Here is an 18,910-nt window from a genome sequence, read left to right on the forward strand (position 1 = left end):
GGCTCCCAGTAGACGACTGGGTTGATAGGCCGGATCTGGAAGCCTGGTAACGGGTGGAGGTGACCGGTACTAATAGGCCGAGGGCTTGTCCTCAGGTGCTCGCGTCCACTGTGTTGGTTCTGAAACCACGAACAGCCCCGCTGTAGGTCACAGCGGCCGGGTTGAGAGTTTCATAGTGTTTCGGTGGTCATAGCGTGAGGGAAACGCCCGGTTACATTCCGAACCCGGAAGCTAAGCCTTACAGCGCCGATGGTACTGCAGGGGGGACCCTGTGGGAGAGTAGGACACCGCCGAACAAATCTTGAGGAACCCCGCACCGTATGGTGCGGGGTTTTCTGTGTTCAAGGGGATGTTCCCACCCCTCTGCACCGGGCCGTGAACCCTGCGGGTAAGGTCAGGGGGCATCGTTGGCTCATTTCCCGCAGGAGGCCCCCGGGTGGAGGTCCAGGAGACCCGCGTTCAGACGGACCGGGTCCTCACCATCCCGAACATCCTGAGTATGGCGCGGCTCGTCGGCGTGCCCATCTTCCTGTGGCTGATCCTCAGGCCCGAGTTCGGCGGGCCGAAGAGCGACGGCTGGGCGCTGCTCGTGCTCGTGCTGAGCGGCGTCAGTGACTATCTGGACGGAAAGCTAGCGCGGCGCTGGAACCAGATCAGCAGCCTCGGCCGGCTCCTCGATCCCGCGGCCGACCGACTCTACATCGCGTCGACGCTGGTCGGACTCACCTGGCGCGAGATCCTGCCTCTCTGGTTGACGGCCGTGCTCGTGGCGCGAGAACTGGTCCTGCTCGTGATGGTGGGCATCCTCAGGCGCCATGGCTATCCGCCACCCCAGGTGAACTTCCTTGGGAAGGCCGCCACCTTCAACTTGATGTACGCGTTCCCGCTCCTGCTTCTGAGTGACGGAAGCGGATGGATTGCGTCACTCGCTGCTATTTTCGGATGGGCCTTCGCCGGATGGGGTACAACCCTGTACTGGTGGGCAGGAGTCCTCTACGTGGTCCAGGTCCGCCGACTTGTGAGGGCGGACGCCATGGCCGATTGAGCCCGCCGATTGGCGGCCGTAGTGGCTCGATGGCCCGCGGGGGGAAACTGCGGGACAATCTAGACGGGTGAAGTCGGCTGGACCGTCGTCTCTTAGAGGAGGACGCTTCCGACATGAAGGCCGTCGTGATGGCCGGAGGCGAAGGCACACGCCTTCGTCCGATGACCTCGAGTATGCCCAAGCCACTCCTGCCGGTGGTCAACCGGCCAATTATGGAGCACGTGCTGCGGCTGCTCAAAAGGCATGGGCTCAACGAGACAGTCGTTACCGTGCAGTTCCTGGCCTCGCTGGTCAAGAACTACTTCGGTGACGGCGAGGAACTCGGGATGGAGCTCACGTATGCCAACGAGGAGAAGCCACTCGGTACCGCCGGGAGCGTCAAGAACGCCGAGGAAGCACTGAAGGACGACGCATTCCTTGTCATCTCCGGTGATGCCTTGACCGACTTCGACCTCACCGATCTGATCAATTTCCACAAGGAAAAGGGTGCGCTGGTCACCGTCTGTCTGACCCGTGTGCCCAATCCGCTGGAATTCGGCATCACCATCGTCGACGAAGAGGGAAAGGTCGAGCGCTTCCTCGAGAAGCCGACCTGGGGCCAGGTCTTCTCGGACACCGTGAACACCGGTATCTATGTCATGGAGCCCGAGGTCTTCGACTACGTCGAAGCCGATGTGCCCGTCGACTGGTCCGGCGATGTCTTCCCGCAGCTGATGAAGGAAGGCAAGCCGATCTACGGCTACATCGCCGAGGGCTACTGGGAGGACGTCGGCACCCACGAGAGCTATGTGAAGGCGCAGGCCGACGTCCTGGAGGGCAAGGTCGACGTCGAGATCGACGGCTTCGAGATCTCCCCGGGTGTATGGGTGGCGGAGGGGGCGGAGCTGCACGCCGACGCGGTGCTGCGCGGCCCGCTCTACATCGGTGACTACGCCAAGGTCGAGGCCGGTGCCGAAATCCGTGAGCACACGGTCGTCGGCTCGAACGTCGTCGTGAAGAGCGGAGCATTTCTTCACCGCGCCGTTGTCCACGACAACGTGTACATCGGTCCGCACAGCAATCTGCGCGGCTGCGTGATCGGAAAGAACACCGACATCATGCGCGCGGCCCGGATCGAGGACGGCGCGGTCATCGGCGACGAATGCCTCATCGGCGAGGAATCGATCGTTCAGGGCAACGTGCGTGTCTACCCGTTCAAGACGATCGAGGCCGGCGCCTTCGTCAACACCTCGGTCATCTGGGAGTCGCGCAGCCAGGCGCATCTCTTCGGAGCCCGTGGTGTGTCCGGGATCCTGAACGTGGAGATCACGCCCGAGCTGGCCGTGCGGCTGGCCGGCGCGTACGCCACCACGCTGAAGAAGGGGTCCACGGTCACCACCGCCCGCGACCACTCCCGGGGCGCGCGTGCGCTGAAGCGCGCGGTCATCTCGGCGCTCCAGGCCAGCGCCATCGACGTGCGCGACCTGGAGAACGTGCCGCTGCCCGTCGCCCGGCAGCAGACCGCGCGGGGCAGCGCCGGCGGGATCATGATCCGGACCTCGCCCGGCGTTCCGGACTCGGTCGACATCATGTTCTTCGACAGCCAGGGCGCCGACCTCTCGCAGGCGGGTCAGCGGAAGCTGGACCGGGTGTTCGCGCGGCAGGAGTACCGGCGGGCCTTTCCGGGTGAGATCGGTGACCTGTACTTCCCGTCCAGTGTCTTCGACTCGTACACAGGATCGCTGCTGCGGAGCGTCGACACCTCGGGGATAGCCGAGTCGGGGCTCAAGGTCGTCGTGGACGCCTCGAACGGCAGTGCCGGGCTGGTCCTGCCGAGCCTCCTCGGCAAGCTCGGCGTGGACTCGCTGACGATCAATCCGGGGCTCGACGAGTCCCGGCCGACGGAGAGCGCCGACGCGCGGCGTTCGGGGCTGATGCGGCTCGGTGAGATCGTCGCCTCGTCGCGGGCTGCCTTCGGTGTGCGGTTCGACCCGGTCGGCGAGCGGCTGTCGCTGGTCGACGAGAAGGGGCGGATCGTCGAGGACGATCGGGCGCTGCTCGTGATGCTCGACTTGGTGGCCGCGGAGCGCCGCAGCGGTAAGGTGGCCCTGCCGGTGACCACGACACGGATCGCTGAACAGGTGGCGGCGTACCACGGGACACAGGTCGAGTGGACCACCACCTCCCCCGACGACCTCACGCGCGTGGGCGGTGAGGAGTCGACCATCTTCGGCGGAGACGGGCGCGGTGGGTTCATCGTGCCGGAGTTCAGCAGCGTCTTCGACGGTACGGCCGCCTTCGTACGGCTCATCGGGCTGGTGGCGCGGACGCAACTCACCCTCAGCCAGATCGACGCGCGGATTCCGAGGGCGCACGTCCTCAGGCGCGATCTGGCGACACCCTGGGCCGTCAAGGGTCTCGTGATGCGCCGGGTCGTGGAGGCGGCAGGAGACCGATTCGTCGACACGACCGACGGGGTGCGGGTCGTGGAGACCGACGGGCGGTGGGTACTGGTGCTGCCCGACCCCGCCGAGGCCGTCACGCACCTGTGGGCGGAAGGGCCCGACGACGCCTCCGCGCAGGCCCTGCTCGACGAGTGGTCGGGGGTCGTGGACAGCGCCGGTCGGTAGAACCCACAACGCGCGCGCGTGCCGGACGGGCGCCCCCACGGGGGCCTGTCCGGCACGCCGGTGGGGCCATTCGGAGTATGCGTTCACGACGTGCGACTATGTGCGGCATGCCGCAGCCGCCCCCCGTTCGGAGCACGCCAGGGCGCCCCACGCGTCCGGACGCCTCCATGTCGTTGCTGACCAATGTCATGGATCACAGCCTCGACGACGGATACGCCGAGGCGGCCGCGCGGAAGGAGGCCGAGGGCGCCGGGGGTATGCCCGGGACGGTGCGGGCCAGGCTCGGTCTCGCGGTGGGACTCGTGCTCGCCGCCCTGGTGGTGACCGTGGGCGCCGCGCAGGCGCGCATAGCAGCCCCGACCGTCGCCAAGGAACGCCAGGAGCTCATCGACCGCATCCAGCGTGAGACCGCGGCCGCGGACAAGCTGGAGGGGACGGTCGACAAGCTGCGCGACGAGGTGAGCGCACGGCAGCGCGAAGCCCTCAAAAAGGACGGCGGCGGCGACGCCGACCTCGCCGGGATCCTGTCGGGTGCCGTCGCCGTGCACGGCCCGGGTGTGAAGCTCGTCGTGAACGACGCCAAGGAAGCCACCATGGGCAGCAACGGCGATCCGCGCGAGACCTCCGACTTCTCCGACACCGGCCGCGTCCGGGACCGCGACATGCAGCGCGTCGTCAACGGGTTGTGGGAGTCGGGCGCCGAAGCCATCGCCATCAACGGGCAGCGGCTGACGGCACTGTCGGCGATCAGGGCCGCGGGCAACGCGATACTGGTCGACAACAGACCGCTGGTACCGCCGTACACGGTGCTGGCGGTGGGGGACGGCGAGCGGTTCAGCACCAGGTTCCAGAACAGCGCCGACGGGTTGTACCTGCATGCGCTGCAGGAGAACTACGGGATCCGGACCGGCATTTCCGTCGAGGGTGACGTCCGGCTGCCCGCCGCACCGAGTGTGACCGTACGTACAGCACAACCGAGCACAGAGAAGGGCACATCGTGATCGCCGTACTGGGCCTCGTCGTCGGAGTCGTGGTCGGCCTGTTGGTCCGGCCGGAGGTTCCGGCGGTCGTCGAACCTTACCTTCCGATCGCCGTCGTGGCGGCGCTCGACGCCGTGTTCGGCGGCCTGCGGGCGATGCTCGACGGCATCTTCGACGACAAGGTCTTCGTGGTGTCGTTCCTGTCGAACGTGGTGGTGGCGGCGCTGATCGTCTTCCTGGGCGACAAGTTGGGCGTCGGCGCGCAGCTTTCCACCGGTGTGGTCGTCGTCCTCGGCATCCGCATCTTCTCGAACGCCGCGGCGATCCGTCGGCACGTGTTCCGGGCGTGAGGCCGATGAGCAACGAGGAAGAGACGCCCAGGGCACCGCAGACGTCCAAGCCGTCGCAGACGCCCGAGCCGTCGCAGAGTCCCGAGCACCGGTTGCGCAAGGAGCTGCCGCAGGAGGTCCCGGCGGCGGCCGAAGGCACGTCCGGGGCGTCGCAGGAGGACCCCGAGGCGGCGCTGACAGGCCGTCAGCGCCTGGCCAAGGGGCTGTGGCCGCCGCGAGTGACGCGGGCCCAACTCATCGTCGCGCTGCTGCTGTTCGGCCTCGGCTTCGGTCTGGCTGTCCAGGTCGCCTCCAACAGTGACGGCGGCAGCGCCCTGCGCGGCGCGCGCCAGGAGGATCTTGTGCGCATCCTGGATGAACTCGATGACCGTACGCAACGTCTTCAAGACGAGAAGCAGGGTCTCGAAGATCAGCGGTCGGAGCTCGAGAACAGCTCGAACCGGGCTGAGGAGGCCCGCAAGCAGACCGCCGAGAAGGAGAAACAACTCGGCATCCTTGCGGGCACGGTGGCGGCAGAGGGACCCGGCATCACGATGACCATCGGGGACACGAAGGGAACGGTCCAGGCGGACATGCTGCTCGACGCGATCCAGGAGCTGCGCGCGGCCGGCGCGGAGGCCATCCAGGTGAACGGAGTTCGGGTCGTCGCCAGCACGTATCTGTCGGACTTCGGGAAGAGCGTGAGCGTCGACGGGAACAAGATCACCCAGCCCTATCGTTTCAAGGTCATCGGCAAGCCGCAGGACCTCGAGCCGGCGCTCAACATTCCGGGAGGCGTGGTGCAGACCCTCGAGAAGGAGCAGGCCACGGTCACTGTGGAGCGTTCGACGAAGATCGTCGTGGATGCCTTGCGAGCGGCGAAGCAGCCTGACTACGCTCGGTCGTCCTCCCCGTGAACCGGGGGTGCATGGACGCCGTCCGGCAGGGGCATGAGGTTGCGGGGGGTCGGCGCACCGAATGGGTGGTGCGTGGTGGAAACTGTCAGGTGGATACGGACGTTGTGAGGATGTCCGGGTCGGCCGGTGTATGCAATCAGGGTTCGTCCTGCCCCACGGGCGGGTCTGTTTCGGTCAAGGGGAATCGCCCGTGAAGTTGTTTGCGAAGTTGTTCGGCAAGAGCGCGCGAGAGGGCCGCGACAGTGCGACTGCCCGTCATCGCGCACAGCCGGGAGAAGCGGAGGGCCAGCGCCCGCTGTTCCGGGACCAGGTCGCTGCTCCGGGTGGCGGCATTTCGGGAGGTCAGGGCGCGGCGTCTGTTGACCCTGGCGCGTCCGGCCCCATAGGTTTCGGGGACATGTCGGCTCTGGTGTGTACGAGGTGCGGTAACCGCAACGCGGAGAACAGCCGCTTCTGTTCCAACTGCGGTGCCCCGCTTCGCGCTGGGGCGGTTCCGGAGCGTGCGTCGGAGACGACCTCCACGATCTCGATCTCGGGTCTGGAGGCCTACGACGCGGAGGCCACCGGCCAGACGCCGATCCCGACGCTCTTTCCGGAGGCACAGGCGGCCGTCGACGCGCTGCCGCTCGGCTCGGCGCTGCTGGTGGTGCGCCGCGGCCCCAACTCGGGCAGTCGCTTCTTGTTGGACAGCGATCTGACCACGGCGGGGCGCCATCCGCAGAGCGACATCTTCCTGGATGATGTGACGGTCTCACGTCGGCACGTGGAGTTCCGCCGGAGCCCGGACGGCACATTCACGGTCGCCGACGTCGGCAGCCTCAACGGCACATACGTCAACCGCGAGCGCATCGACCAGGTCGCGCTCCACAACGGTGACGAGGTGCAGATCGGCAAGTACAGGCTGGTCTTCTACGCGAGTCAGCGGGGCATCTGACCCGCCAGGGAAGGGTCCATGCTTCACACACCGAGCGGCGGTGCCGACAGCGGCACCGCCGCCGCGGACAGCGGGCTGATGAGCATCGGCACCGTGCTGAACGTGCTGCGCGAGGAGTTCCCGGAAGTCACCATCTCCAAGATCCGGTTCCTGGAGGCCGAGGGGCTCATCGAACCGCAGCGCAGCCCTTCGGGGTACCGCAAGTTCAGCGCGGGCGACGTCGAGCGCCTCGGCCAGGTGCTGAGGATGCAGCGGGACCACTATCTGCCGTTGAAGGTCATCCGCGAGCATCTGGACGCCCTGGAGCGGGGCGAAGAGGTACGGCTGCCCTCCCTGGGCCGTCCGCGTGATGGGGGTGAGGGAGAGCCGCTCGGGGACATCCTGGGCGAGCCGGAGGCCGCCGCGGCCGTGCGGATCGGCCGTGACGAGCTGCTGACGGCCACGGGGATCAGCCCGGAGCAGCTCGAGGAGTGGGAGTCCTACGGTCTCGTCGCACCGCTGCCGGACGGCGTGTACGACGCCGAGACGGTCACCGTGGCCACTCTGGTGGCCGAACTGGGCAGGCACGGGATCGAGCCGCGCCATCTGCGGGTGATGAAGGCCGCCGCGGACCGCGAGGCGGGCCTGGTGGACCAGGTGCTGGCCCCGCTGCGGCGCCACCGCAATCCGCAGACCAGGGCACACGCCGAGGCGCGTACGAAGGAGCTGGCGGGGCTCGCGGTCAAGCTGCACGCCGCGCTGGTGCAGTCCGCGCTGGGCGTGCGGCTGCCCTGAGCCGGGTGTTCGCCGTCGGCGGATCGCTCGGCCGTTCTGTGCCCGACTACCCAAACGTCCCGGGCACGGCCTAGGGTTGCTGTGTGAACGAGCTCGATGTCGTAGGTGTCCGGGTCGAGATGCCCTCCAACCAACCGATCGTGCTCCTGCGTGAAGTGGGAGGCGACCGCTACCTCCCCATCTGGATCGGCCCCGGGGAGGCGACGGCTATCGCGTTCGCCCAGCAGGGCATGGCCCCCGCACGACCGCTGACCCACGACCTGTTCAAGGACGTGCTGGAGGCCGTCGGCCAGGAGCTCACGGAGGTACGCATCACGGATCTGCGTGAAGGCGTCTTCTACGCGGAGCTGGTCTTCGCCAGCGGTGTCGAGGTGAGCGCCCGCCCGTCCGACGCCATAGCGCTGGCGCTGCGCACCGGGACGCCGATCTACGGCAGTGACGGGGTGCTCGACGACGCGGGCATCGCGATCCCGGACGAGCAGGAGGACGAGGTCGAGAAGTTCCGCGAGTTCCTCGACCAGATCTCGCCCGAGGACTTCGGGACCAGCAGTCAGTGACGGTCCTCTTCGGGCCACGGGTGTGGTTCCTTACGGGGGGCGGGACCGGTCGGTTCCGGCGGTGCGGCATGTGCCGGCGGCCAGTGCGCCGTCTCGAAGCCCCCTGCCAGAGCATTCGGCTAGCCTTTCCCCACGGAAGGGCACGGGAAACCACTCCTAGGGTGATTATCACTCGGCGTGCCGAGTGTGGCGATCGTTGACGCACCCCTGGTGACTGCCTACCGTCGAGAAGGCAGGTCAAGGACGGAGGTCGGCGTGAGAATCAGCGGCGGCGGTACGGCGGGGGGTGCCCCCGGACGCAGTCTGGGGGAGGGCGGCCCGTACCCGCTTCACGGCAGCGCGGCCGGCTCCGCCCCTCAGCGGCCGACGGCCGTGCGGGGCGACGGAGGGGCGGCTTCCGAGCAGATCGGCTATCGCGGCCCCACGGCATGCGCCGCTGCGGGCATCACCTACCGCCAGTTGGACTACTGGGCCAGGACAGGTCTCGTCGAACCGAGCGTGCGCCCCGCCTACGGGTCGGGTACGCAGCGGCTGTACAGCTTCCGGGACGTCGTCGTCCTGAAGATCGTCAAGCGGTTCCTCGACACCGGTGTGTCGCTCCAGAACATCCGAACAGCGGTCCAGCACCTCCGGGAGCGCGGTTTCCGGGACCTGGAACGGATGACGCTGATGAGTGACGGCGCGACAGTGTACGAATGCACGTCACCGGACGAGGTCCACGCCCTGCTTCAGGGCGGACAGGGCATCTTCGGCATCGCCGTCGGCGTCGTGTGGCGGGACGTGGAGAGCGCGCTCTCGCAACTGCATGGTGAGCGCGTCGACACGGGCGAGACCCTCGTGGGTCACAACCCGGCGGACGAGCTGGCACGGCGACGCAACCGGGCCGTCTGAACCACGCCGCCGCGGTCGGGCCGCATTGTCAGTGGTGTAGGGCAGCATCGGAGATGTGAGAACCGCGCCCACGATCCTGCATCTCGACATGGATGCCTTCTACGCCTCGGCGGAGCAGGCATCCAAGCCGAGCCTGCGTGGGAAGGCCGTCGTCGTGGGCGGGCTCGGGCCGCGCGGGGTGGTGGCCACGGCCTCGTACGAGGCGCGGGTGTTCGGGGTCCACTCGGCGATGCCCATGGCCCAGGCACGTCGGCTCGCGCCGAACGCCGCGTATCTCGTGCCGCGCTTCGGGTTCTACCGGGAGATCAGTGAGCAGGTGATGGGGCTGCTGCGGGCCCTGTCGCCGCTGGTGGAGCCGTTGAGCCTGGACGAGGCGTTCGTGGATCTGGAGGCCGGGGGAGCCGCCTGGGACGAGGAATCGGCGCGGCTGACCGGGGTGAAGCTGCGCGCCGACATCCGGGCCGTCACAGGGCTCACGGGCTCGGTGGGCCTCGCCGCATCCAAGATGCTCGCCAAGATCGCCTCGGAGCAGGCAAAGCCGGACGGCCTGGTGCTGATACAGCCGGGCACCGAGCGCGCGTTGCTCGGTCCTCTGTCGGTGCGCACGCTCCCGGGCGTCGGGCCCGCCACCGGTGACCACCTGCGGCGGGCCGGGATCACCACGGTCGACGAGATCGCCGAGGCGGGCGAGGACGAGCTCGTGCGGCTGCTGGGCAAGGCTCATGGGCACGCGCTGTACGCCATGGCGCTCGCGCACGACGAGCGGCCTGTGGTGGCCGAGCGGGAGGCCAAGTCGGTGTCGGTCGAGGACACGTACGACGTCGACATCCACGACCGGGTCCGGGTCGGACTCGAGGTGCAGCGGCTCGCCGACCGGTGTGTGCGCCGGCTGCGGGACGCCGGGCTGTCGGGCCGCACCATCGTGCTGAAGGTCCGCAGATACGACTTCTCGACTCTGACCCGGTCCGAGACCCTGCGTGGACCCACGGACGACCCAGCGGTGGTGCGTGAGGCCGCCGCGAGGCTGCTGGAGTCCGTGGACACGACCGGTGGGGTGCGGCTGCTCGGCGTCGGCGTCAGCGGGCTCGCCGACTACACCCAGGAGGATCTGTTCGCCCAGGCGCACCTGGCCGCGGGGGAGGCCGGGACGGAGGAGCACGCGGAGGCGGAGGAGACGGCCGAACCCACCGAGGATCAGCCGGCGACGTCGTCCGAGCACGTCTGGCGTGCGGGCCACGACGTACGGCACGCCGAGTACGGGCACGGGTGGGTGCAGGGCAGCGGTCTCGGCAGGGTGACCGTACGGTTCGAGACGCCCGACTCGGAGCCGGGACGCGTCCGCACCTTCCGCGTCGACGACCCCCGGCTCGAGCCGGCGGATCCGCTGCCCCTGGTGCCGCGAAGACCGGAGGCCGCGGGGCCCCGGGCGGCGCCGTCCGGGGCCGGGGCATGACGGAGCGGCCGGGCGAAGGCCGTCGGACGCACCCAGAGGCAGAGGGGAGGTTCGCCCGACAGGCCGCCGTCCCGGACGGAGCCGTGATGGGGATTCGGCCGGGACAGGCGGTTCTCACGTCTCGTCGGACCCCGCGAGATGCCCGAAGTCGCGGTCCGGGGCGGGAGGTGGTGAGGCCACGTCGAGTCCGTAGTGGTGGTAGAGCTGCAGCTCCTGTTCGGGGGAGAGATGCCGGCCGACGCCGAAGTCGGGGGCGTCCTTGATCAGGGAGCGTTCGAAGGGGACGAACAGCGCGCCCTCGACCAGCTCACTGGGTTCCAGCGGGACGAACGCGTCCCGGCCGAACAGACCCGTTCGTATGGCCGCCCACTCGGGCACACCGGTGGCGTCGTCGAGGTAGACCTCGTCGATCGTGCCGATCTTGTTCCCATTGCGGTCGAACGCCTTGCGGCCGATCAGATTCCGCGGATCGATATCGGTCTTCACGGTGCCTCCAGCTGGTCGCAACTCGTTCATAAGCACTACAAAAGAGCACATTCAGGAGGGCGGCCACTCGAAGGTCCCCGGGTTGTCCCCGCTGGTAGTCTGGCAATCGGCTGCTGACCCCGTGCGGGAGAGTCCTCCGGAGTGACCCGGAGGCGCCGAAGGAGCAAACCCTCCCCGGAATCTCTCAGGCACACGTACCGCACGGACGAGGTCACTCTGGAAAGCAGGGCGGGTGTCGACGGCTTCCGCTCTCACCGACGGTGAAAACCGGAGCGCCTTCGGGCGGACCGGTGAAACTCTCAGGTTGTGATGACAGAGGGGGAGGCCGTCGGGGTACCCGCGCCGTGGTGCCCCTCGAAGGTCGCGCCAGACCAGGAGGCCTCCGCATGACCGCCCACCGCATTCCGCTCTTCGAGCTCGAACGGGGGACACCCTTCGAGCAGCGTCATATCGGGCCCGACCAGGAGGCGCGGGCCAAGATGCTCGCGCAGGTCGGCTACGGCTCGCTCGACGAGCTCACGGCCGCCGCCGTCCCCGATGTGATCAAGAACGCCGACGCGCTGGACCTGCCGGGCGCGCGCACCGAGGCCGAGGTACTGGCCGAGCTGCGCTCCCTTGCCGACCGCAACCAGGTCCTCGACTCCATGATCGGTCTCGGCTACTACGGGACCTTCACGCCGCCGGTGATCCTGCGGAACGTGATGGAGAACCCGGCCTGGTACACCGCGTACACGCCCTACCAGCCGGAGATCTCCCAGGGCCGGCTCGAGGCCCTGCTCAACTTCCAGACCATGGTCGCCGACCTCACCGGCCTGCCGACCTCCGGAGCCTCCCTGCTCGACGAGGGCACGGCCGCCGCCGAGGCCATGGCGCTGTCCCGGCGCATGGGCAAGAACAAGAAGGGCCTCTTCCTGGTCGACGCGGACGCGCTTCCGCAGACCATCGCCGTGATCCAGACCCGCGCGGAGCCCGCCGGTGTCGAGGTCGTCGTCGCCGACCTCAGCGACGGTATCCCGGCCGACGTCGCCGAGCGGGAGATCAACGGCGTACTGATCCAGTACCCGGGTGCCTCCGGTGCCGTACGCGACCTCAAGCCGGTCATCGAACAGGCCCACGGGCTGGGGGCGCTCGTCACGGTCGCCGCGGACCTGCTGGCGCTGACGCTGCTCACCTCGCCCGGCGAGCTGGGCGCCGACATCGCCGTCGGGACGACGCAGCGCTTCGGCGTGCCGATGGGCTTCGGCGGGCCGCACGCGGGATACATGGCGGTCCACGAGAAATTCGCCCGCAGTCTGCCCGGCAGGCTCGTGGGCGTCTCCCTCGACGCGGACGGGCACAAGGCGTACCGGCTCGCCCTGCAGACGCGGGAGCAGCACATTCGCCGCGAGAAGGCGACGAGCAACATCTGCACCGCCCAGGTGCTGCTCGCCGTGATGGCCGGGATGTACGCCGTCTACCACGGGCCCGAGGGCCTGCGGACCATCGCGCGGCGCACTCATCGGTACGCCGCGATTCTCGCCGCGGGTCTCACGGCGGGCGGGGTCGATGTCGTCCACGGCGACTTCTTCGACACGCTGACCGTGCGGGTGCCTGGCCGCGCCGACACGGTGGTCGCCTCCGCCCGCGAGCGCGGTGTGAACCTGCGCCTCGTGGACGCCGACCACGTGTCGATCTCGTGCGACGAGACGACCGGGCGCGCTCAGCTGGGCGCCGTCTGGACCGCGCTCGGGGTCGAGGGCGACGTCGAGGCGCTGGACGCGAGCACCGAGGACGCGCTCCCCGAGACGTTGCTGCGCACCGACGACTACCTCACGCACCCAGTCTTCCACCAGCACCGTTCCGAGACCGCGATGCTGCGCTACCTGCGTCGGCTGGCGGATCGGGACTACGCGCTCGACCGCGGCATGATCCCGCTGGGCTCGTGCACCATGAAGCTCAACGCGACCACCGAGATGGAGCCGGTCACCTGGCCCGAGTTCGGGCAGCTGCACCCCTTCGCGCCTGCCGAGCAGGCGCAGGGTTACCTCACGCTCATCCGTGAGCTGGAGGAGCGGCTCGCCGAGGTCACCGGCTATGACAAGGTCTCCCTCCAGCCCAACGCCGGTTCGCAGGGCGAGCTGGCCGGTCTGCTCGCCGTGCGCGGCTACCACCGCGCCAACGGCGACGACCAGCGCACCGTCTGCCTGATCCCGTCCTCGGCGCACGGCACCAACGCGGCCAGCGCAGTCATGGCCGGCATGAAGGTCGTCGTGGTGAGGACCGCGGAGGACGGCGAGATCGACATCGAGGACCTGCGGGCCAAGATCGAGCAGTACCGGGACGAGCTCGCGGTTCTGATGATCACGTACCCGTCCACGCACGGCGTGTTCGAGGAGCACGTCGCCGACATCTGCGCGGCCGTGCACGTGGCCGGCGGTCAGGTGTACGTCGACGGCGCCAACCTCAACGCCTTGGTGGGCCTCGCCAAGCCGGGTCACTTCGGCGGTGACGTCTCGCACCTCAACCTTCACAAGACGTTCTGCATCCCGCACGGGGGCGGTGGTCCGGGCGTCGGCCCGGTCGGCGTCCGCGCGCACCTGGCGCCGTACCTGCCCAACCACCCGCTGCAGCCCGCGGCCGGTCCCGAGACGGGTGTCGGCCCGATCTCGGCCGCTCCCTGGGGCTCCGCCGGCATCCTGCCGATCTCGTGGGCGTACGTCCGGCTCATGGGCGGCGAGGGCCTCAAGCGCGCCACACAGGTGGCCGTGCTGTCCGCGAACTACATCGCCAAGCGCCTGGAACCGCACTACCCGGTCCTCTACACCGGCCCCGGCGGCCTGGTCGCGCACGAGTGCATCATCGACCTGCGGCCGCTGACCAAGGCGACCGGAGTGAGCGTCGACGACGTCGCCAAGCGGCTGATCGACTACGGGTTCCACGCGCCGACGATGTCGTTCCCGGTGGCCGGCACGCTGATGATCGAGCCGACCGAGTCCGAGGACCTCGCCGAACTCGACCGGTTCTGTGAGGCGATGATCGCCATTCGCGCGGAGGTCGAGAAGGTCGGCTCGGGCGAGTGGCCCGCCGAGGACAACCCGCTGGGCAACGCTCCGCATACGGCCGCGGCACTGGGCGGGGAGTGGAAGCACGCCTACACGCGCGAGGAGGCCGTCTTCCCGGCCGGTGTCTCGGCCGCGGACAAGTACTGGCCGCCGGTGCGCCGCATCGACCAGGCCTTCGGTGACCGGAACCTGGTCTGTTCCTGCCCGCCGCTGGACGCTTACGACGAGTAATCGCCCTCGGACATGCGTAGGGGCCGGTTCGGAGTGTGCGTCTCCGGGCCGGCCCACGCTGCGGGGGCAGTGGGTGCCCCATTGTGCGCGGCTCAGGCGGCCGTCATCACCTGGTCGGTGCCCAGCGGGCGGTGCGGGGCGATGATCTGGCCGTCGGGCAGAAGCTCACCGGTGTCCTCGAAGAGCAGAATGCCGTTGCACATCAGGCTCCATCCCTGCTCCGGGTGGTGCGCCACGAGGCGGGCGGAGTCCCGGTCGGCGGATTCGGCTGTCGGGCACGGTGGCTGGTGCTGGCACATGGTGGATGGGATCTTTCGCTCTGTCGTGATGTGTGAGATGGCTGTTGTGTCTGTCCTGCGGCTCGTCGAGTCGTTCATGGCCGCCCCCCCGTTGGTGATGCATCGGTCTGGAACCCAGTGTTGCCCTACGGGCGTCAAACCGCAGGGATTTCGCAGCACCGCTTCTCACAGGTTCATGACGCATCACTCGCGCGGACGGTTCATTCCAACACGACCGTCCCTTCGGGTGGTTCATGATGGCCGGGAGGGGCTAGTCCGCGCGGCCCGCCAGTGCTTTGTCCCTCGTACGAGCGGGATGGGGCACGAACGAGCGACAGGTTCCCAAGGTGTTGACCACCCGGACATGCGCCGTGCCCCGCCGCCGGAGACGGCCGCGGGGCACGGCGCGAGAGCGTGGGTCATGCGAGCGTCGGCGAGCCGAGCAGCGGAGTCCGGGTGACCCGGAGGGTGAGCACCGGGAGGAGATCGGCGACACGGTGCGGGCGGTGCGCCGCGATGCCGGGCGGAGCCGGCGCGAGCGGCACCAGCAGGTCGGCCGCGGCCGGATGGCCGGTCGCCCCGTCGGCCGTGCAGTCGCCGTGCAGCCACAGCGTGAGCATGTAAAGCTCGGGCACGGACAGCAGCCGGGCCTGGTAGGGCTGTGTCATCGTCTCCGCCTGGCGCAGGGCATGCTCGGTGGAGGCGACGTACGGGCCCTCGAAGAAGTGCGAGAACGCCCAGCCGTCCGGAGTCAGCATGGTCTCGGCGGCCGCCACGGCGCGGTCGCCGCAGCGGATGAGGAAACGCCACCCGGCGAGCCGGGTGGCCGACGCGCCCGCCGGGGTGATGCGGTCCAGCACGTGTACCGGCAGGGGGAGTTCGGGTGTCGCGGGCCCCTGAGCTGTGCGCAGGGACGGGGTGGCAGCCTCGCGGACCGCGGTGGGGGAACCGAGTGCGGTGAGGACGGAGCGGAGGGCGGGCGCGGGAGCCGGGGGGACATGCAGCTGCATGGTGGGTCGCCTCTCATTCGACAGGCACGGTGGCGCGAGGGCGTGGCGGGGTGGGCGGACGGCGCTGTCAGCTCTCGGGGTCAGAGGGGCGGGAGGATGGTGCCCGGACGAAGGGCGGCGCTTTGACGACTGGGCTCAGGACCGCGAGTGCCAACTCTCTACCCCGTGCTGAAAGTTTATACGACGCGTGTTCATGCAGTGTTTCGTCTAGTCGTCGCGCGTATGACGAACAAGGGGATATTCGGCCGGTGATAAGTGGGATTCGTCCCGGTCCTGCACGGGCATCCCGGCGGCGACCTCGGAATACTTCTCCGTAACGGTCGGCCGATTCTCGTCGGCGTTTTTCACGACATGGTTGCTCGGCGAAACTGCGTATTGCCTCATGCCTCGTGAATGTGCCCGGAGGCGTCGGCCACCAGCCTAGCGTGCGACAGCGCCCCTGCGGGACGTTATCGATCGCCTTGCCGGGGCATCATCCACCGAGACCCGGGACAGCAGCGGCCGGATCGTCGGCCTGCCCATCTCAGGAGGGATGCTTCGATGGGAGAGAAGGTCGTGGCAGGGCAGTTCGACCTGTCCGATCGTCAGCGCTACCGAGGCAAGTTGAGGCAGTGCCTGGCGGGGCTGGCGCGGCTGCTGGAGGAGAAGCGGTTCGACAGGCCCAAGAACCTGATGGGTCTGGAGATCGAACTGAATCTCGTCGGATCCGACGGCATGCCGAGAATGATGAATGCGCAAGTACTGGAAAAGATTGCAAGTCGAGATTTCCAAACAGAACTCGCCATGTTCAATCTGGAAGTCAACATAGCTCCACATCGGCTGGGCGGCCGGGTACTCGACCAGCTCGCCGAAGAGCTGCGCACCTCGCTCGCCTACGCCGACCGGAAAGCGAGCGAGGTCGATGCCGGAATCGTCATGATCGGCATTCTGCCCACGCTCGACCGCGACGACCTGGTCTCCTCCAACCTCTCCGCCGTCGACCGCTACACCCTGCTCAACGACCAGATCGTGGCCGCTCGCGGTGAGGACTTCACGCTCGACATCGAAGGGGTGGAGCGGCTGGAGTGCACCTCGCGCTCGATCGCGCCCGAAGCCGCCTGCACGTCCGTCCAGTTGCACCTCCAAGTCACCCCGGCGCGCTTCGCGGACGTGTGGAACGCCGCGCAGGCCGTGGCGGCCGCGCAGGTCGCCGTGGGCGCCAACTCCCCGTTTCTGTTCGGGCGTGAGCTGTGGCGCGAGTCCCGGCCACCGCTGTTCCAGCAGTCCACCGACACCCGGCCGCCCGAACTGCAGGCGCAGGGGGTGCGACCGCGCACCTGGTTCGGGGAGCGCTGGATCACGTCGGCGTACGAGCTGTTCGAGGAGAACCTGCGCTACTTCCCGGCCCTGCTGCCGATCTGCGACGACGAGGACCCCCTGCGCACCCTCGACGAGGGGGGAACACCCAAGCTCGCCGAACTCGTCCTGCACAACGGCACGGTGTACCGGTGGAACCGGCCTGTCTACGGCATCGCCGACGGTGTCCCGCATCTTCGCGTGGAGAACCGGGTGCTGCCCGCCGGACCCACCGTCACCGACGTGATCGCCAACGCGGCCTTCTACTACGGCGTCGTCCGCGCCCTCGCCGAGGAGCCACGGCCGGTGTGGACGCGACTGCCGTTCGAGGCCGCCGCGGTCAACTTCGACACCGCCTGCAGGTACGGCATCGAGGCTCGCCTTCGGTGGCCACGGCGCGGGCGCTACGGCGGGATCACCGAGGTGGACGCCGTGGACCTCGTACGCGACGAACTGCTGCCGCTGGCCGAGGCGGGGCTCGACGCCTGGGGTGTCGAGCCCGCCGACCGGGACTTCTACCTCGGGGTGATCGAGGAGCGGTGCCGGCTGAGGGTCAATGGCGCGAGCTGGCAGGCCGCCACCTTCCATCGGGCCCTGGAACAGGGGCTCGACCGGGAGGCCGCGCTGGCCGCGACGACCCGGAGGTACTGCGAGCTGATGCATGCCGGCGAGCCGGTGCACACCTGGCCCGTCGGGTTACGCGAACCGGTGCTCCTGGGGTGAGCGACCGGACGTCCATGCCCGGCTGCCCGCCTGCACGACCGCCTTGGGGATCACGGAGTGGATCCGCGAGCGGTCCTTCACCTGGTGCCCCGAGCCGCCGGTCGCCCCGGCGATCTGCCGGGCCTCGTCCCGGGATGCCTCCGGGTGCATCGCGATCGCCCGTCGCGCCGGTCACGGTGCGGCGGCGCGCGGCTGGACGGGGGTCGATGGCGCCCGCCCCACGGTGATCGGGCAAGCTGGGACATCCAATGACGGGTGGTGCCCCTCCCCTGGTGCCCCTCCCTGCCGAGACCGTGCCGTGCAGCGGCCGTATAGGGAAGAACCGAGGGGGAGGTACGCCCCGTACGGCGTCCGTCCCCCAACGGCCTGTCACGCACGATCTTCGTAACTTCTTTCGAGACCCTGGCCGGGCGAAGATGGGCATGAGGCGGGATTGCTCAATGGGAGGCGGGAGTGCAGGTGGAGGCAGGGTCGGTGGCCGATTCTTTTCCGACGGAGCAGCCGACGCGACGGATTTTCCGGGACGAGACGCTGCTGGTTCTGGGGCTCTCGCTCGGTGCGAGCGGGGTGTCCGCGCTGATCAGCTTTGTGGGATCGGTCACCAAACCGGGAGGCCTCAAGGAGCAGGCGGCCACACTCAATGCCTCGGCCGCGCCCGGCCGTCCCTGGCTTGATCTTGCCTGGCAGCTCTTCGGGATCACGACGGCGCTGGTGCCGGTCGCGCTGGTCGCGCACTTCCTGCTGCGGGAGGGCGCGTCGCTGCGCACGCTGGGCTTCGACCGGACGCGGCCGTGGCCGGATCTGGGGCGCGGAGCGGGGATTGCCGCGGTCATCGGCTCCACGGGCATCGCCTTCTATCTGGTCGCCCGCGGTCTCGGTGCCAACCTCACCGTGGTGCCCGAGGCGCTGCCCGACGTGTGGTGGAAGTATCCCGTGCTGGTCCTCTCGGCGGTGCAGAACGCGGTCCTCGAGGAGGTCATCGTCGTCGGCTATCTGCTGCGCCGGCTCGGCCAGTTGGGCTGGACGCCCGGCACGGTCCTGGTGGCCAGCTCGGTGCTGCGCGGCTCGTACCACCTCTACCAGGGGATCGGCGGATTCCTCGGCAACATGGCGATGGGTGTGGTCTTCGTCTATCTGTACCGGCGGTGGGGGAGGGTCGGTCCCCTGGTGGTGGCCCACTCGCTGCTCGACATCGGGGCGTTCGTGGGATACGCGCTGCTGGCGGGCAAGGTGGGCTGGCTGCCGACGGCGTAGAGGTCGGAAAGCGTTCGGGAGGTCTGGGCAGGGGCGAACGAGGACGTCGTACGCCCCTGCCCT

Annotated in this window: 17 protein-coding genes, 2 rRNA genes and 1 riboswitch; of the genes, 15 read left to right on the plus strand and 4 right to left on the minus strand. The window is 68.8% G+C overall.

Features of this window, described 5'->3' with window-relative positions:
* From ACZ3TS_RS00005 to ACZ3TS_RS00060, 12 genes are all read left to right on the plus strand, one after another.
* A 23S ribosomal RNA gene (locus ACZ3TS_RS00005) occupies positions 1–93 on the plus strand; the annotation flags it as partial.
* An 86-nt stretch (positions 94–179) separates the two neighbouring features.
* A 5S ribosomal RNA gene (rrf, locus tag ACZ3TS_RS00010) occupies positions 180–296 on the plus strand.
* Positions 297–436: 140 nt separating this feature from the next.
* Complete coding sequence (locus ACZ3TS_RS00015) at positions 437–1,045, plus strand: CDP-alcohol phosphatidyltransferase family protein (RefSeq protein ID WP_467611621.1); 609 nt, start codon at positions 437–439, stop codon at positions 1,043–1,045.
* Positions 1,046–1,158: 113 nt separating this feature from the next.
* Complete coding sequence (locus ACZ3TS_RS00020) at positions 1,159–3,654, plus strand: sugar phosphate nucleotidyltransferase (protein ID WP_467611624.1); 2,496 nt, start codon at positions 1,159–1,161, stop codon at positions 3,652–3,654.
* Between the two features lie 167 nt (positions 3,655–3,821).
* Complete coding sequence (locus tag ACZ3TS_RS00025; RefSeq protein ID WP_467611627.1) at positions 3,822–4,655, plus strand: DUF881 domain-containing protein; 834 nt, start codon at positions 3,822–3,824, stop codon at positions 4,653–4,655.
* Entirely contained in the window at positions 4,652–4,984 is a 333-nt protein-coding gene (locus tag ACZ3TS_RS00030; RefSeq protein ID WP_019708255.1) for a small basic family protein, read from the plus strand. The genes ACZ3TS_RS00025 and ACZ3TS_RS00030 overlap by 4 nt, the downstream gene beginning before the upstream one ends.
* A gap of 5 nt (positions 4,985–4,989) precedes the next feature.
* On the plus strand, positions 4,990–5,880 hold the full coding sequence (locus ACZ3TS_RS00035; RefSeq protein ID WP_467611630.1) for a DUF881 domain-containing protein: 891 nt from the start codon (positions 4,990–4,992) through the stop codon (positions 5,878–5,880).
* Between the two features lie 61 nt (positions 5,881–5,941).
* Complete coding sequence (locus ACZ3TS_RS00040) at positions 5,942–6,814, plus strand: FHA domain-containing protein (RefSeq protein WP_467611633.1); 873 nt, start codon at positions 5,942–5,944, stop codon at positions 6,812–6,814.
* Between the two features lie 18 nt (positions 6,815–6,832).
* Positions 6,833–7,588: a transcriptional regulator FtsR gene (gene ftsR, locus ACZ3TS_RS00045; RefSeq protein WP_467611636.1), complete on the plus strand. Its 756-nt coding sequence runs from the start codon at positions 6,833–6,835 to the stop codon at positions 7,586–7,588.
* A gap of 83 nt (positions 7,589–7,671) precedes the next feature.
* The gene (locus ACZ3TS_RS00050; RefSeq protein ID WP_004002801.1) at positions 7,672–8,145 is read left to right on the plus strand and encodes a bifunctional nuclease family protein; all 474 of its coding nucleotides are present in this window, start codon (positions 7,672–7,674) and stop codon (positions 8,143–8,145) included.
* Between the two features lie 255 nt (positions 8,146–8,400).
* Positions 8,401–9,036, plus strand: a complete 636-nt coding sequence (locus tag ACZ3TS_RS00055) for a MerR family transcriptional regulator (RefSeq protein ID WP_467611639.1) — start codon at positions 8,401–8,403, stop codon at positions 9,034–9,036.
* A 55-nt stretch (positions 9,037–9,091) separates the two neighbouring features.
* Complete coding sequence (locus ACZ3TS_RS00060) at positions 9,092–10,489, plus strand: DNA polymerase IV (RefSeq protein WP_467611642.1); 1,398 nt, start codon at positions 9,092–9,094, stop codon at positions 10,487–10,489.
* Positions 10,490–10,603: 114 nt separating this feature from the next.
* Here the strand turns inward: ACZ3TS_RS00060 and ACZ3TS_RS00065 are convergent, their stop codons facing one another.
* Positions 10,604–10,975, minus strand: coding sequence for a PRC-barrel domain-containing protein (locus tag ACZ3TS_RS00065; protein WP_467611644.1), 372 nt, complete (start codon positions 10,973–10,975; stop codon positions 10,604–10,606).
* 114 nt (positions 10,976–11,089) lie between these two features.
* A riboswitch (glycine riboswitch) is annotated at positions 11,090–11,185 on the plus strand.
* Between the two features lie 176 nt (positions 11,186–11,361).
* Between ACZ3TS_RS00065 and gcvP the strand changes: the two genes are divergently transcribed.
* Positions 11,362–14,247, plus strand: a complete 2,886-nt coding sequence (gene gcvP, locus ACZ3TS_RS00070) for an aminomethyl-transferring glycine dehydrogenase (protein WP_467611646.1) — start codon at positions 11,362–11,364, stop codon at positions 14,245–14,247.
* A 92-nt stretch (positions 14,248–14,339) separates the two neighbouring features.
* On the opposite strand, the gene ACZ3TS_RS00075 is transcribed toward gcvP, so the two are convergent.
* Both ACZ3TS_RS00075 and ACZ3TS_RS00080 read right to left on the minus strand, forming a co-directional pair.
* On the minus strand, positions 14,340–14,546 hold the full coding sequence (locus ACZ3TS_RS00075; RefSeq protein WP_467611649.1) for a DUF5999 family protein: 207 nt from the start codon (positions 14,544–14,546) through the stop codon (positions 14,340–14,342).
* A 398-nt stretch (positions 14,547–14,944) separates the two neighbouring features.
* Positions 14,945–15,535 (minus strand): hypothetical protein, encoded by a 591-nt coding sequence (locus tag ACZ3TS_RS00080; protein ID WP_467611652.1) that lies wholly within the window; start codon positions 15,533–15,535, stop codon positions 14,945–14,947.
* A gap of 540 nt (positions 15,536–16,075) precedes the next feature.
* Between ACZ3TS_RS00080 and ACZ3TS_RS00085 the strand changes: the two genes are divergently transcribed.
* A complete protein-coding gene (locus ACZ3TS_RS00085; protein ID WP_467611655.1) occupies positions 16,076–17,593 on the plus strand; it encodes a glutamate-cysteine ligase family protein in 1,518 nt (505 codons plus the stop codon).
* Here ACZ3TS_RS00085 and ACZ3TS_RS00090 read toward each other — a convergent pair.
* Positions 17,567–17,743 carry a hypothetical protein gene (locus ACZ3TS_RS00090; RefSeq protein ID WP_467611658.1) on the minus strand — a complete coding sequence of 59 codons (177 nt, stop codon included), beginning with the start codon at positions 17,741–17,743 and terminating at the stop codon, positions 17,567–17,569. The genes ACZ3TS_RS00085 and ACZ3TS_RS00090 overlap by 27 nt on opposite strands.
* Positions 17,744–18,046: 303 nt before the next feature.
* On the opposite strand from ACZ3TS_RS00090, the gene ACZ3TS_RS00095 reads away from it, so the two are divergent.
* A complete protein-coding gene (locus ACZ3TS_RS00095; RefSeq protein ID WP_467611660.1) occupies positions 18,047–18,847 on the plus strand; it encodes a CPBP family intramembrane glutamic endopeptidase in 801 nt (266 codons plus the stop codon).
* The last annotated feature ends 63 nt before the right edge of the window (positions 18,848–18,910 follow it).

The sequence above is a fragment of the Streptomyces sp. NPDC022910 genome, from assembly GCF_055561075.1.

Bases quoted from the DNA above. Each gene is read 5' to 3' on its own strand.
- ftsR (WP_467611636.1), top strand. From the start codon at position 6,833: ATGCTTCACACACCGAGCGGCGGTGCCGACAGCGGCACCGCCGCCGCG.
- ACZ3TS_RS00090 (WP_467611658.1), bottom strand. From the start codon at position 17,743: ATGCACCCGGAGGCATCCCGGGACGAGGCCCGGCAGATCGCCGGGGCG.
- ACZ3TS_RS00035 (WP_467611630.1), top strand. From the start codon at position 4,990: ATGAGCAACGAGGAAGAGACGCCCAGGGCACCGCAGACGTCCAAGCCG.
- ACZ3TS_RS00080 (WP_467611652.1), bottom strand. From the start codon at position 15,535: ATGCAGCTGCATGTCCCCCCGGCTCCCGCGCCCGCCCTCCGCTCCGTC.
- ACZ3TS_RS00085 (WP_467611655.1), top strand. From the start codon at position 16,076: ATGGGAGAGAAGGTCGTGGCAGGGCAGTTCGACCTGTCCGATCGTCAG.
- ACZ3TS_RS00075 (WP_467611649.1), bottom strand. From the start codon at position 14,546: ATGTGCCAGCACCAGCCACCGTGCCCGACAGCCGAATCCGCCGACCGG.
- ACZ3TS_RS00020 (WP_467611624.1), top strand. From the start codon at position 1,159: ATGAAGGCCGTCGTGATGGCCGGAGGCGAAGGCACACGCCTTCGTCCG.
- ACZ3TS_RS00025 (WP_467611627.1), top strand. From the start codon at position 3,822: ATGTCGTTGCTGACCAATGTCATGGATCACAGCCTCGACGACGGATAC.
- gcvP (WP_467611646.1), top strand. From the start codon at position 11,362: ATGACCGCCCACCGCATTCCGCTCTTCGAGCTCGAACGGGGGACACCC.
- ACZ3TS_RS00040 (WP_467611633.1), top strand. From the start codon at position 5,942: ATGGGTGGTGCGTGGTGGAAACTGTCAGGTGGATACGGACGTTGTGAG.